The following is a 12,639-nucleotide window of genomic DNA, read 5'->3' on the forward strand; positions in this document are numbered from 1 at the left end:
GGAGGACGTGATGATGAATATCGCCTTACTCGCCCAATCGCTACAAGGGACGACCCAAAAAGGCGGGGAAGCGGCTGCGACCCCGACCGGACAGTTTTTGGAATTACTCTCGGCGATGCTCGGGACCTCGACGCCATCTACAGAGGTGGCGGTCGCCACGGAAGACGAGGAATCGCTTCCGCTCGAGAATGTATCGAACCGATTGGAGCAATGGCTCCAACAGCCCGACAGCCTGCAATGGTTGAAATCACTGCCGGCAGATGCTTACCGAAAGTTTATGGATGCTTATATTGGGATTTTAAATCAAGTCGCCCCGGATCAGTCAGCGACAACTCTTGAGACGACATCGGCCGTGACGCCCGCACTCCTCGCTGGACAAATGGCGGCGCCGACAATCTCGTTCACGCTGACGAAAAAGGAAACGGAAGCACTCGTTACACCCGTGCCGACCGACCAAGTGGAGGAGAACGTGCGCATCATCCAACAAGTCGTTGCGCAGTTTAAAGGGACGCTCGGACAGACCCCTAAGTCTATACCCGAACTTACTCAAACCGAAACACAAGTTGCGCAATTGCAACCCTCGGTAAAAGAGACCGAATGGATGCCCAAAGGGATGACCTGGTCGAAACCGCAAATTGATTCGGAAATGGTGATGTATGCCTCGAAAGGTTCACTGCCGGAGAATTTGCAGGCCCGAATCGAAGCCGCTTTGCAACGTGCACCGTTCAAGAGCGGAGCCGACGGATCCAAAGTGTTCACGGTCCGCCTCTATCCTGAACAGTTAGGCGAGCTCGTCGTCAAACTCGAACGTCAAAATGGGGAACTCGTCGTCAAACTGTTTGCGAGCAACCAAGAAGCGAAGCAGTTGCTTCAGTCACAGGTCCAACAGTTGCAACAGACGCTTCAACCGCTGACACAAAACGTCCGTGTCGAGATCAACTTGACCCAACAGGCGCTCGAGACGAAAGGGTCCGGATTCAACGAGTTCGACCAACCGGAACCGGAACAGCAGGAACAACCGAAAGGAGAACCAGAAGATGACGACCATCCAGCCGAAGACGAGTGACTATACGTTACCGGATCAATCGATGCCGAAAGCAACGAACCAATATGATCAAAGCATGTTTTTGAAGCTGTTGCTCGCGCAACTCGCCAACCAAGACCCGATGTCACCGATGGAAGACCGTGAGTTCATCTCCCAGATGGCCCAGTTCTCTTCTCTCGAACAGATGCAGACGATTTCGAAACAACTCGATTCGGCCCTTGTCGATCGGCAAATGGCTTCGATTTCGGAGTTCAGCAATATGATCGGGCAAACGGTCGCTTATACAAACGAAACGGAAACCGAGACGATTAAAGGCTCGGGACGTGTTCTCTCGATTTCGAAGACCGAAGCCGGCTATGTGGCCGACCTTGAAGACGGAACGTCCGTCAACGTGTACAACATCACTTCCATCAAACAAGCATAGGAGGATTCATCATGTTAAGAGCAATGTACTCAGGAATCAGTGGTTTAAAGAACTTCCAATCCAAGCTTGACGTCGTCGGGAACAACATCGCCAACGTCAACACGTTCGGCTATAAAAAAGGTCGGGTCACGTTCAAGGACCTCGTCAGTCAGCAAGTTGGTAGTGCGACCGCGGCGAACGGAGTCAGCGGCGGGGTCAACCCGAAAGAAGTCGGTCTCGGGGGCACGATGGCGACCGTCGACAACGTCTATAACCAAGGAGCCATGCAAAACTCAGGGCGAGCACTTGACGTCGGGATCTCAGGAGAAGGATTCTTCGCCTTGGATGTGAACGGTCAAACGCAATACACACGGGCCGGTAACTTCTATACAGATAACACGGGCGACCTCGTCAATGGAGATGGAGCCTACGTCCTCAGTACGACGGGTGACCGCCTCAACATCCCAGCCGGTGCGAAGTCACTCTCGATTGGTAAAGACGGACAAGTCAGCTACGTGAACAATGCCGGGGAATCGACGGTCGTCGGTCAAATCCAAGTTGTCACGTTCGCCAACAATGCCGGACTCTCGAAAGTCGGAGCAAACAACTTCATTCAATCGCAAAACTCAGGTGAACCGAACATCGGCATCCCTGGACAAGATGGACGTGGAGAACTCGTCTCGGGCGCGCTCGAGATGTCGAACGTCGACTTGTCGGAAGAGTTCACAGAAATGATTGTCGCTCAACGTGGTTTCCAAGCGAACACTCGTATCATCACAACATCGGACGAGATCCTCCAAGAACTCGTCAACTTGAAACGCTGATGATTCGCGTCACGACACTCCGGGGTGAAGAACTCGTATTGAACGCCTTGTTCATCGAGACGGTCAAGGCCGAACCGGATACGATCATTCACTTGTATAACGGAAAAACGTATATCGTCAGCGAGACGAAACAACAAATCATCGACCGGACGACGGCATTTTATGCCTCGATCGGTCTGATTGGAACGACAGGCATACGAGGTGAAGAAGATGAGTGAAGAAAAACAAAAAGGTGGCGCCATGAAGATGGTGCTCATCTTGCTAGTCGTCCTGCTCGTCATGGGCGGGGCCGGATTCATGACTTATAAATATTTGTTCGGAGACAACGTGACGGCGAAAACGAAACCGGTCACCGCCGAAGAGTTGGCCGAACGTAGCTTCACGACAGACGACATGACAACGAACATTCAAGATGAGCGTTTCATCAACGTCCAGTTCACAATCGTGACCGATGCCGCTGAAACGAAAGAAGATCTCGAACTTCGCAAGTTTCAAGTGCATAACGTCATCCTTGGTGATTTGGCCGGCATGACGAAAGCCCAGTTGACGACGAAGGAAGACATGCAGAAATTTGAGCAGTCGCTCCGTAAACAATTAAACGGACTGTTGGAGTCAGGTGAGGTCCAACGAGTCTATATGACGAAGAAAATCATACAGTGAGGTGGCATCATGGGAGAAGTCTTATCTCAACAAGAAATTGATGCCTTGCTATCGGCGTTAAGCAGTGGCGACGTCGAAGCCGACTCCTTTTTAAATCAAGAAGAAGAGCGGAAGGTTCGGCAATATGACTTTAAACGGGCGGTCCGCTTCTCGAAAGACCAAATCCGAAGTCTGACCCGAATCCATGAACATTTCACGCGCATGTTGACGACGTTCTTTTCGGCTCAGCTCCGGACGTACGTGCAGTTCACGGTCAATTCGGTCGAGCAGCTCCCGTACGATGAATTCATTCATTCCATCCCAAGTATGACGATGATCAACTTGATTGAGGCTCCGCCGCTCAACGGCCGCTTCATCATCGAGGTCAACCCGAACATCTCATATGCGATGCTCGACCGTCTGCTTGGTGGTCCAGGAGTCGAAATCGAAAAAGTCGAGAGCTTCACAGAAATCGAGATGCGCATCTTGACCCAGTTATATAAACGAGCGTTTGCCGGATACGGGGAGGCGTGGGAGTCAATTGCCGAGATCAAGTCAGAGATGACCGCGGTCGAGGTCAATCCGCAGTTTCTTCAACTCGTCTCGCCAAACGAGACGGTCGTCCTTATCTCGATCGGTGTCACCATCGGCGAAGTGAGCGGCACGATCAACGTCTGCTTGCCGTTCGTGACGATCGAGCCGGTGTTATCCAAACTGTCGAGCCATTACTGGATGCAGGAGGCCAACCGCCGCAATGCGAGCGGCAACAGCAAGGAACCGCTCAAAGCCCAATTGATGAACTCGACGGTTGAGGTCGTTTCTCTGCTCGGAGAGACGACAATCACGTTCGGTGACTTGTTACATTTAGAGGTCGGGGATTGTTTGACGCTCGACCAATTGGTGAAAGACCCATTATCCATCATGGTAGGGGAAAATAAAGTGTTCAAAGGGCAAGTCGGTGTGAGCGGGAAGCGGATGGCCGTCCAAGTGCTCCACCGGGTGAAGGAGGAAGAGCAATGAGTGAGATGTTGTCACAAGATGAAATAGACGCGTTATTACGAGGGACGAGCGACTCGTCAAAACCAGAGGCGAAGCCCGAAGAGCATCTTGACTCGATGGAGAGCGACGCCTTAGGAGAGATCGGGAATATCTCGTTCGGTAACTCGGCGACGGCACTATCGACGTTACTGCAACAAAAAGTAGAAATCACGACCCCAATCGTCAGTGAAGTCAAAATCGATGCGCTCCGTGAGCGTTATCCAACACCGCACGTGGCGCTTCGCGTCGGTTACACAGAAGGTTTGAAAGGCGAAAACGTCCTCGTGTTGACACGTGAGGATGCGGCCATCATCTCGGATTTGATGCTCTGCGGGAACGGGATCGATGTCGATCCGGAAGGGTTGGACGAAATTCGACTCTCGGCCGTGCAAGAAGCGATGAACCAAATGATGGGGGCAGCGGCGACATCTTTGTCGACGGTGTTCTCAAAAAAAATTGACATTTCACCGCCGCTCGTCGAAGTGTTCGATGCGACGAAGACCCAAACGATCATCGATCGTCTCGAACTTTGGGAGACGATGGTGTTGATCGAGTTCAATTTGAAAGTCGGTACGTTGATCGACTCAAAAATCGTCCAAATCGCACCGATTCAATTCGGGAAACAGCTCGTCAATGAATTGATGACGGCCACATCCCCTCAGCCGGTCGTGCCTGCTGCGGCCGCCCCGAAGCAAGAAGCACCAAAAGCACCGGCCGCACCGGCTCCCCAACAACCTGTACGTCAGGAAGTGAAGTCGGCACCGGAAGTCGCTGTCAGTCAAGCGGAATTCATGCCACTGCATGCGCCTGCGACGAACGATTCGATTCCAGCGAACCTCGGTCTGTTGTATGACGTGCCGCTCAGCGTGACGGTCGAGCTCGGGCGGACGAAACGTTCGGTCCGCGAAGTGCTTGAGTTGTCGCAAGGCTCGATCATCGAACTCGATAAACTTGCCGGTGAGCCGGTCGATATTTATGTGAACCAACAACGGATTGCCCGCGGCGAAGTCGTCGTCATCGAAGAGAACTTCGGGGTACGTGTAACAGAAATTATCCAACCGCACGAGCGGATTGGCATCGTTTAAGGAGGAAGAACAATGAGTGCAAAAATTTTGGTGGTAGATGATGCGGCGTTCATGCGCATGATGATTAAGGATATCTTGACAAAGAATGGATTTGAAGTCGTAGGGGAAGCGGAGAACGGTGTGGATGCGGTCACAAAATATCGTGAACTCATGCCGGACCTCGTCACGCTCGACATCACGATGCCAGAGATGGACGGTTTGGCCGCTTTGAAAGAAATTCGTGGCTTTGATTCAAACGCGAAAGTAATCATGTGTTCTGCGATGGGACAACAAGCGATGGTGATCGACGCAATTCAAGCTGGGGCGAAAGACTTCATCGTCAAGCCGTTCAATGCGGAACGGGTCGTCGAAGCGGTTTCGAAAACGGTCGCACAATGAACAAGTGGTGGTTGATTATCCTTCTCGTGGTCGGGCTAAGCGTCCCGGCCACGGTCGAGGCCGCCACCGTCGATCAACAGTTCGAGCAACAACAGCCAGACGCTGAAGACCAGCCGGTGAAATCGGCCGTCTCATCGGTCGGGACAGCAATCAAGCTCATCTTGAGCATGGTCGTTGTCATCGGCGGTTTTCTCGTCCTCGTGCGTTGGTTGAACGCACGCACGCAAGGCGTCAAAACGGCACAGCATTTGACACATCTCGGCGGGGTACCGCTCGGCAAAGACCGATCGGTACAACTCGTCAAGCTCGGCGAACAAGTTTACGTGCTCGGAGTCGGTGACTCGATTCAACTGCTTGATCGGGTCGATGCCGAAGCGATGGATGAAGCAATCCACGACGCGCCAGCCTTGAACAACTCGAACACATCGGCTTTTCTCGACACGTTTAAACAGCAATTGGCTCAGATTGAAGAAGTGAGGAAGAAACGATGACGACGATTGAACAACTGATCAACCTAGAGACACCAGACAGCACATCAACTTCGATCAAATTGTTAGTCGTGTTGACACTGCTCACGCTCGCGCCATCTTTCTTAATCTTGATGACTTGTTTCACGCGCGTCGTCGTCGTACTTTCCTTTATCCGTCCGGCGCTCGGTACGCAGCAAACACCGCCGAACCAACTGATTATCGGGCTCGCCCTGTTCATCACGTTGTTCGTCATGTCACCGGTGCTATCGGAGTTGAATGACAAGGCACTGTCGCCATACATGGACGACCGAATCAGTCAAGACGAGGCGTTCGAAGAGGCGGGGAATACGATGAAGCGGTTCATGGCCCAATACACGCGCCAAGAAGATTTGCAATTATTCATTAAATATGGGAACTATGAGCAACCTGAGTCGGTCGAAGACGTCCCACTCCTCGCGATGGTCCCGGCCTATGCGATTAGTGAACTGAAAACGGCGTTTCAAATCGGATTCATGATCTTCTTGCCGTTCTTAATTATCGATATGGTTGTGGCGAGTGTCCTCATGTCGATGGGGATGATGATGCTTCCACCGGTCATGATCGCCTTGCCGTTCAAACTGTTATTGTTTGTGTTGGTGGATGGATGGCACTTGATTGTGGAGTCCTTGCTTAGAAGTATGTAGGAGGAACGAATATGACGCAGGAAATGGTCATCTATTTGGCGACGGAGAGTGTGTGGACGTTATTAAAAATCTCGATGCCACTCTTGTTGATTTCACTCGTCGTCGGTCTCGTCATTTCGATTTTACAGGCGACGACACAGATTCAAGAGCAGACGTTATCGTTCGTCCCAAAAATCGTCTCGGTGTTTATCGGGCTCGTTATCTTTGGGCCTTGGATGCTGCAACAGATTGAAGGGTTCACCCGATTGATTTTTGAACTGATGGTCGAGGTCGCCTCGAAATGAACGCGGTCGATTTTATCAGTCTATACGGTTTGACGTTCGCACGTCTGTCCGGTTTCTTCGTGAGCGTCCCGTTGTTTTCATCCCGACAGCTACCTGTCATGCATCGCGTCGCCTTCAGTGCTTTTTTAGCCTACTATGCGATGTTCACGGTGACGGAGCCGCTCGAGCTCGGGCAAGCCTATATCTTGCAAGTGTTATACGAAGTGCTGATCGGCTTGGTGCTCGGCATATTGATCAATATTTTGTTCTTTGCGCCCCAGATTGCGGGAGGGGTCATCGATTTGCAGCTCGGACTCGCGATGGCATCGGCGTATGACCCGATGTTCGGAGGCCAGTCGCCATTGATCGGACGTTTTTATTACATCTTCACATTGTTTATCATGCTGTCGAGCAATTTACATTTACTGCTGATCGATGGCATCTATTATAGCTTTCAAATATATCCACCGGGCCAGCCGATCATCAACTTTAGTGAAGCGTCGCTCATGATGGCAGTGAAGGTCGTCACGATGACGATGATGGTCGCTTTACAGCTCGCCTTTCCGCTCATGGCATCGCTCTTGCTTGTCGACATGGCGCTTGGGTTCTTGGCGAAATCGGCCCCGCAGTTCAATATTTTTGCAATCGGATTCTCATTCAAACTGATTGCAGGTTTCTCGGTCATGGTCGTCATGATGGGGTTGACCTTGAACGGCATCAGCCAGTTCATCCCGATTTTACAAGAAGTGTTGCGTGATTTTATGACATTGCTAGGAGACGCCTCATGAAGCCTCTATATACCTTATCGGTCGATCTTCAATTTTTTGCAGGAGAAAAAACCGAAAAAGCGACCCCGCGTAAGCGGGAGGACTCGCGCAAGAAAGGACAAGTCGCCAAGTCGGCCGATTTGACCGGCGCGTTCGCCTTGTTCGCGATGTTTCTCATGTTATCGTTTTTAGGTCCGTATCTCGGCAAGCAACTGTTCGGGTTGACGAAAGATTTGCTCGGTACGAGTTACTTGTTGTTCGACTTATCGAATGGATTGTCCGGGATGCTTACCGACTTGTTGCTTCGTGTCGGTTTGATTGTGGGACCGTTCTTCGTCGTCGCGGTCGTGTTCGGGATTTTGATCAACTATCTTCAAATCGGGACGTTGTTCTCGGCAGAGGCGATCCAACCGAAACTCGAACGCATCGACCCGATCAAAGGGGTCAAGCGGATTATCAGTATGAAAGCGGTCGTCGAATTTTTAAAGTCCTTATTCAAATTATTGATTATCCTGACGACTGCTGTTGCCGTGCTCTGGCAGAATCAAAAAGAGCTGTCCCGGATGGCTGTCGAACATGTCCGTGAATCGGTCATCGCGCTCGCGAGCATCACGATCGAACTTGGACTATGGGTGAGCGTCGCCTTGCTCGCACTCGCGTTGCTCGACTTTTTCTATCAACGATTCGATTTTGAGAAATCGATTCGCATGTCGAAACAAGATGTGAAGGACGAGTATAAAAACAGTGAAGGTGACCCGCTCATCAAGTCAAAAATCAAACAACAACAACGGGAGATGGCGATGCGCCGCATGATGCAAGAGATTCCGAACGCGGACGTCGTCATCACAAACCCGACCCATTATGCCGTCGTCATTCGCTATGACGACACGAAAGACTTTGCGCCGCTCGTCGTCGCCAAAGGCGTCGACCAAGTCGCCTTCAACATCCGCGACGTGGCCAAAGAACATGACATCCCGATTGTGGAAAATAAACCGTTGGCCCGCGCACTTTACGCCCAAATGGATATCGGGGAAGTCGTTGACGAGTCGTTTTATCAGGCGATCGCTGAAGTGCTCGCGTTCGTCTATCAATTGAAACAACCGTCTTGAGGAGGAGTATGTGTTGGCTGTAAAAGCGAAAGATTTCGCGGTATTGATCGGCGTTCTTATGATCGTCGTCATGCTCGTCATCCCGTTACCGGGGTTCATATTAGATTTTTTAATCATTGTTAATATACTGATCGCCTTGCTGATTTTGCTCGTCGCGATGAACGCCCGCGAAGCGCTCGACTTCTCAGTCTTTCCTTCGCTCTTGTTGATCGTGACGCTGTTCCGGCTCGGATTGAACGTGTCGACGACGCGGTCGATTCTTTCGACCGGGTACGGGGGAGAAGTTATTGCGACGTTCGGGAACTTCGTCGTCGGAGGAAACGTGCTCGTCGGGTTCGTCGTCTTCCTTATCCTCGTCATCATCCAGTTCGTCGTCATCACGAAAGGGGCGGAACGCGTGTCGGAAGTATCGGCTCGCTTCACGCTCGACGCCATGCCTGGTAAACAGATGGCGATTGATGCCGACTTGAACTCAGGATTGATTGACGACAAGGACGCTCAAATCCGTCGAAAAAAAATTCAAAGTGAAGCCGACTTTTACGGATCGATGGACGGGGCCTCGAAGTTCGTCAAAGGGGACGCCATCGCCGGGATTATTATCGTCGTCATCAACTTGATTTTTGGAATCATCATCGGGACCGTCCAAATGGGCCTCCCGGTCGGTGAAGCGTTCCAGACGTTCTCACTCATGACGATCGGGGACGGGCTTGTCGGTCAAATCCCGGCGCTCCTTATCTCGACGGCGACCGGCATCATCGTCACGCGTGCCGTGTCGGATGGGAATTTAGGAGAAGACGTCGTCGACCAGCTCGGTCAAAATCCGACGCTCCTCTATATCGCCGGCTCGATTGTGATCATGCTCGGGTTTATCTCACCGAGTCTGCTCCCGGTGACGGTCATCATCGCCGGTGTCGCTTTCTATGGGGCGTATGCGATGCGCCGCAACATGAAACGAGTCATCGATACACCGCTACCGGAAGAAGAACCAATGGCACCGACGGAGACCGTCGTGTCGCTGCTACAAATCGATGCCATCGAGTTCGAGTTCGGTTACGGACTTATCCCGCTCGCCGATGAGTCGCAGGGCGGCGACCTGCTTGACCGGGTCGTCATGATTCGTCGTCAGCTCGCGCTCGAACTCGGCTTCATCTTGCCGACGGTCCGAATTCGAGATCATTTGCAACTGTCTCCGAACGCGTACCGCATCAAAGTGAAAGGCAACGTCGTCGCTGAAGGGGAGCTGTTGCTCGATCATTACTTGGCGATGAGCCCTGGCATCGAAGACCCGGAAGTATACGGCATCGAAACGACGGAACCGGCGTTCGGCCTCCCGGCTCTCTGGATTGACGAAGAGACGCGGACTCGCGCTGAAATGAGCGGGTACACCGTCGTCGATCCGCCATCGGTCGTCGCGACGCATTTGACGGAGACGCTCAAGAAACATTCGGCAGACCTTCTCGGCCGTGAAGAGACGAAACAACTCGTCGAACACTTGAAAGAGACGCACCCGGTGCTCGTCGAAGACGTGACACCATCCGTCCTATCGATTGGCGACATTCAAAAAGTGCTCCGTCATCTATTGAAAGAACACGTCTCGATTCGCAATTTACCGCTCTTGTTCGAGACGATGGCCGATTATGGAAAAGTGACGAAAGATGCCGATATCCTCGGCGAATATTGCCGCCAAGGCCTGTCCCGTCAATTGACGGACCAAGTCAGCCCGCCGGACGGACCGCTCTACGTCGTCACACTCGGTGGCCAGACCGAACAGCTTATTCAAGACGCCGTTCAAAAAACCGAGTTCGGGAACTATTTGGCGCTCGACCCGGAACAGGCGCGCGAGATTATCGAACGCTCGGGTGAGCAACTGTCGATGTTCGAACGCTACGGGGCTTCGGCCGTCATTTTATGCTCGCCGACGATTCGTTTGTTCGTGAGACAACTGCTCGAACGATATTATCCGGACGTACCGGTTCTCGCCTACAACGAGCTGCTCAGCTCGATTGAAGTGAAAAGTATTGGGGTGATTTAAATGCAAATCAAAAAATATACCGGCAAGACGATGGCGGAAGCGATGGCGAAAGTCAAACAGGAGTTTGGTGACGACGCCGTGATTTTGAACTCCCGTCAAGTGAAGAAAGGCTGGCTCGGCCTGTTCGCATCGCTACACGTCGAGGTCATCGCCGCGCTCGAGAAAGCACCGCTCGCTGTCAAACCGCGTGCCGCGACGAAACCCGTCGCACCATCGAAGCCTGTGAAGGCTACGACGCGTCCACCGCACCAAACGAACGAATCAAGTCAGGCGGCGACCGTGTCGACGTCGAGACGGTTGCCCGCAGCGCTGGCGCATGTCGAATCACTGCTCGCCTCCGAGTCGTTCCGTGGTGAGACGTGGGACGAAGCGATCAACGAGCTGTATTACACGACAAAATCGGTGGAAGTCGTCGAACGCTACGTGCGTGATCAAATCCGGAGTTCCTTCTTGGCTGTCCCCGAACCGAAACGGTATATGATGCTCGTTGGTCCGACCGGGGTTGGCAAGACGACGACGCTCGCCAAACTTGCCGCTCACTACAAACTCGAGCATGGGCTCTCGGTCGGTCTCATCACAACGGACACGTACCGGATCGCGGCAATCGAACAATTGAAAACGTACGCCGAGATTTTAGACATCCCGGTCGAGGTCGCCTACGACTTCAATGACTTCAAACGAGCGAAACAACTGTTCGCACGGAAAGACATCATCTTGATTGATACGGCCGGTCGCAACTTCCGCGACGAGGCGTACGTCGAACAGTTCGAGCGACATCACGATTTCTCGGAAACGAGCTTGTCGCTCGTCCTCAGCTTGACGTCGAAGATGCGGGATATGGACATGATTTATCGCCAATTCGAACCGTTGCCGCTCCAGTCGCTCATCTTCACGAAAGCCGATGAGACGAGTGACATTCACGCGATGTATCGGATGGTCCGCGAGAGCGGACTGCCGGTCGCTTGGCTGACGGACGGACAAGAAGTGCCGGACGACCTTGTCGCCGGAGAGCCGGACCGATTGACGGATCGTTTACTTGAGAAAGAAGGGTGGACCCAATGGACCAAGCAAGACGTCTGAGGGCGAAAACGGAGACCGCACCGACGACAATCGCTTTTGCGAGCGGGAAAGGCGGGGTCGGTAAAACGAACGTCTGCGTCAATACGGCCATCGGTCTCGTCGAGCTCGGGAAACGTGTCTTGATCGTCGACCTCGACATCGGGATGGCGAACGTGCACATTTTATTGAACGCGTCGCGGTCACGAACGATGATGGATTCGGTAAAAGCGCGAATTCCGCTCGCCGCCTCGGTTCAGAAAGACGTGCATGGTGTCGATATATTACATGGGGGAAGTGGGCTCGACGAACTAGTCCAATTCTCACATGCAGATATGCAATTTTTTATGCGTGAACTCGAAGTGCTGACCGAATACGATTATGTGTTATTCGACATGGGGGCCGGGGCGACAGACACGTCGCTCCAGTTCATCGAGGGATGCGATGAGATGTTCCTTATCTTGACGCCTGAACCGACCTCGCTCATGGATGGATATGCCTATACGAAGCTCGTTCATCGTCAAAGTCCGGACTTACCGCTCGGTGTGATCGTCAATCGGGCCCAATCGGGTGAAGAAGCGCTGCAATGTTTTGAACGAATGGAAGTTGCATGTGAGCAGTTTTTAAAGAAATCGATTCGATTCCTCGGGTATTTACCAGATGACGCCACGGTCAGACGAGCGGTCATCGCCCAAGTCCCGTTTTACCATCTGGACCGGAAGAGTGACATCAGTTGGCGGCTTGAACGGATTTTAACGACATTGACCGGGACACCGCCGAAGCCGCGTCATTTTATGGAACGCTTGATGGGGAACTTGAAACGTCAGTGGAACCGAGTCTAACGACA

The 12,639-nt window shown here is 52.4% G+C and carries 16 protein-coding genes; all 16 read left to right on the forward strand.

Annotated features, from left to right (window positions below; genetic code table 11):
- The first annotated feature begins 13 nt into the window (after positions 1–13).
- The 16 genes from KNP06_RS04130 to KNP06_RS04205 are packed head-to-tail and all read left to right on the forward strand — an operon-like array spanning position 14 to position 12,634.
- On the forward strand, positions 14–1,066 hold the full coding sequence (locus KNP06_RS04130) for a flagellar hook-length control protein FliK (RefSeq protein WP_251129601.1): 1,053 nt from the start codon (positions 14–16) through the stop codon (positions 1,064–1,066).
- Positions 1,038–1,469 carry a flagellar hook capping FlgD N-terminal domain-containing protein gene (locus KNP06_RS04135; RefSeq protein ID WP_138859601.1) on the forward strand — a complete coding sequence of 144 codons (432 nt, stop codon included), beginning with the start codon at positions 1,038–1,040 and terminating at the stop codon, positions 1,467–1,469. The genes KNP06_RS04130 and KNP06_RS04135 overlap by 29 nt, the downstream gene beginning before the upstream one ends.
- Positions 1,470–1,480: 11 nt before the next feature.
- The gene (gene flgG / locus KNP06_RS04140) at positions 1,481–2,272 is read left to right on the forward strand and encodes a flagellar basal body rod protein FlgG (protein ID WP_138859600.1); all 792 of its coding nucleotides are present in this window, start codon (positions 1,481–1,483) and stop codon (positions 2,270–2,272) included.
- A complete protein-coding gene (locus tag KNP06_RS04145) occupies positions 2,272–2,490 on the forward strand; it encodes a flagellar FlbD family protein (protein ID WP_034777209.1) in 219 nt (72 codons plus the stop codon). Before flgG ends, KNP06_RS04145 begins: the two co-directional genes overlap by 1 nt.
- Complete coding sequence (locus KNP06_RS04150; protein ID WP_034777211.1) at positions 2,483–2,932, forward strand: flagellar basal body-associated FliL family protein; 450 nt, start codon at positions 2,483–2,485, stop codon at positions 2,930–2,932. The genes KNP06_RS04145 and KNP06_RS04150 overlap by 8 nt, the downstream gene beginning before the upstream one ends.
- Before the next feature lie 9 nt (positions 2,933–2,941).
- Entirely contained in the window at positions 2,942–3,931 is a 990-nt protein-coding gene (gene fliM, locus KNP06_RS04155) for a flagellar motor switch protein FliM (protein WP_034777213.1), read from the forward strand.
- On the forward strand, positions 3,928–5,034 hold the full coding sequence (gene fliY, locus KNP06_RS04160; protein ID WP_214787933.1) for a flagellar motor switch phosphatase FliY: 1,107 nt from the start codon (positions 3,928–3,930) through the stop codon (positions 5,032–5,034). Before fliM ends, fliY begins: the two co-directional genes overlap by 4 nt.
- Before the next feature lie 12 nt (positions 5,035–5,046).
- Complete coding sequence (locus KNP06_RS04165; RefSeq protein ID WP_214710606.1) at positions 5,047–5,412, forward strand: response regulator; 366 nt, start codon at positions 5,047–5,049, stop codon at positions 5,410–5,412.
- Complete coding sequence (locus KNP06_RS04170; RefSeq protein WP_214707459.1) at positions 5,409–5,903, forward strand: flagellar biosynthetic protein FliO; 495 nt, start codon at positions 5,409–5,411, stop codon at positions 5,901–5,903. The genes KNP06_RS04165 and KNP06_RS04170 overlap by 4 nt, the downstream gene beginning before the upstream one ends.
- The gene (gene fliP, locus KNP06_RS04175; RefSeq protein ID WP_034777218.1) at positions 5,900–6,565 is read left to right on the forward strand and encodes a flagellar type III secretion system pore protein FliP; all 666 of its coding nucleotides are present in this window, start codon (positions 5,900–5,902) and stop codon (positions 6,563–6,565) included. The genes KNP06_RS04170 and fliP overlap by 4 nt, the downstream gene beginning before the upstream one ends.
- A gap of 11 nt (positions 6,566–6,576) precedes the next feature.
- Positions 6,577–6,849, forward strand: coding sequence for a flagellar biosynthesis protein FliQ (fliQ, locus tag KNP06_RS04180; protein WP_034777219.1), 273 nt, complete (start codon positions 6,577–6,579; stop codon positions 6,847–6,849).
- A complete protein-coding gene (gene fliR / locus KNP06_RS04185) occupies positions 6,846–7,616 on the forward strand; it encodes a flagellar biosynthetic protein FliR (protein WP_034777220.1) in 771 nt (256 codons plus the stop codon). The genes fliQ and fliR overlap by 4 nt, the downstream gene beginning before the upstream one ends.
- Entirely contained in the window at positions 7,613–8,704 is a 1,092-nt protein-coding gene (gene flhB / locus KNP06_RS04190) for a flagellar biosynthesis protein FlhB (RefSeq protein ID WP_034777221.1), read from the forward strand. The genes fliR and flhB overlap by 4 nt, the downstream gene beginning before the upstream one ends.
- A 58-nt stretch (positions 8,705–8,762) precedes the next feature.
- The gene (flhA, locus tag KNP06_RS04195; protein WP_251126271.1) at positions 8,763–10,736 is read left to right on the forward strand and encodes a flagellar biosynthesis protein FlhA; all 1,974 of its coding nucleotides are present in this window, start codon (positions 8,763–8,765) and stop codon (positions 10,734–10,736) included.
- Positions 10,737–11,816 carry a flagellar biosynthesis protein FlhF gene (locus KNP06_RS04200; RefSeq protein ID WP_214710607.1) on the forward strand — a complete coding sequence of 360 codons (1,080 nt, stop codon included), beginning with the start codon at positions 10,737–10,739 and terminating at the stop codon, positions 11,814–11,816.
- On the forward strand, positions 11,795–12,634 hold the full coding sequence (locus tag KNP06_RS04205) for a MinD/ParA family protein (protein WP_034777227.1): 840 nt from the start codon (positions 11,795–11,797) through the stop codon (positions 12,632–12,634). The genes KNP06_RS04200 and KNP06_RS04205 overlap by 22 nt, the downstream gene beginning before the upstream one ends.
- The last annotated feature ends 5 nt before the right edge of the window (positions 12,635–12,639 follow it).

Origin of the sequence: Exiguobacterium sp. s21 (genome assembly GCF_018617975.1) — a bacterium.
Classification (GTDB): Bacteria; Bacillota; Bacilli; order Exiguobacteriales; family Exiguobacteriaceae; genus Exiguobacterium; species Exiguobacterium mexicanum_A.

Excerpts from the sequence above, each read along its gene's own strand:
- flhA (WP_251126271.1), top strand. The coding sequence starts at position 8,763 with ATGATCGTCGTCATGCTCGTCATCCCGTTACCGGGGTTCATATTAGAT.
- KNP06_RS04200 (WP_214710607.1), top strand. The coding sequence starts at position 10,737 with ATGCAAATCAAAAAATATACCGGCAAGACGATGGCGGAAGCGATGGCG.
- fliP (WP_034777218.1), top strand. The coding sequence starts at position 5,900 with ATGACGACGATTGAACAACTGATCAACCTAGAGACACCAGACAGCACA.
- KNP06_RS04145 (WP_034777209.1), top strand. The coding sequence starts at position 2,272 with ATGATTCGCGTCACGACACTCCGGGGTGAAGAACTCGTATTGAACGCC.
- fliY (WP_214787933.1), top strand. The coding sequence starts at position 3,928 with ATGAGTGAGATGTTGTCACAAGATGAAATAGACGCGTTATTACGAGGG.
- KNP06_RS04135 (WP_138859601.1), top strand. The coding sequence starts at position 1,038 with ATGACGACCATCCAGCCGAAGACGAGTGACTATACGTTACCGGATCAA.
- KNP06_RS04150 (WP_034777211.1), top strand. The coding sequence starts at position 2,483 with ATGAGTGAAGAAAAACAAAAAGGTGGCGCCATGAAGATGGTGCTCATC.
- flhB (WP_034777221.1), top strand. The coding sequence starts at position 7,613 with ATGAAGCCTCTATATACCTTATCGGTCGATCTTCAATTTTTTGCAGGA.
- KNP06_RS04165 (WP_214710606.1), top strand. The coding sequence starts at position 5,047 with ATGAGTGCAAAAATTTTGGTGGTAGATGATGCGGCGTTCATGCGCATG.
- fliM (WP_034777213.1), top strand. The coding sequence starts at position 2,942 with ATGGGAGAAGTCTTATCTCAACAAGAAATTGATGCCTTGCTATCGGCG.
- KNP06_RS04130 (WP_251129601.1), top strand. The coding sequence starts at position 14 with ATGAATATCGCCTTACTCGCCCAATCGCTACAAGGGACGACCCAAAAA.
- KNP06_RS04170 (WP_214707459.1), top strand. The coding sequence starts at position 5,409 with ATGAACAAGTGGTGGTTGATTATCCTTCTCGTGGTCGGGCTAAGCGTC.
- flgG (WP_138859600.1), top strand. The coding sequence starts at position 1,481 with ATGTTAAGAGCAATGTACTCAGGAATCAGTGGTTTAAAGAACTTCCAA.
- fliR (WP_034777220.1), top strand. The coding sequence starts at position 6,846 with ATGAACGCGGTCGATTTTATCAGTCTATACGGTTTGACGTTCGCACGT.
- KNP06_RS04205 (WP_034777227.1), top strand. The coding sequence starts at position 11,795 with ATGGACCAAGCAAGACGTCTGAGGGCGAAAACGGAGACCGCACCGACG.
- fliQ (WP_034777219.1), top strand. The coding sequence starts at position 6,577 with ATGACGCAGGAAATGGTCATCTATTTGGCGACGGAGAGTGTGTGGACG.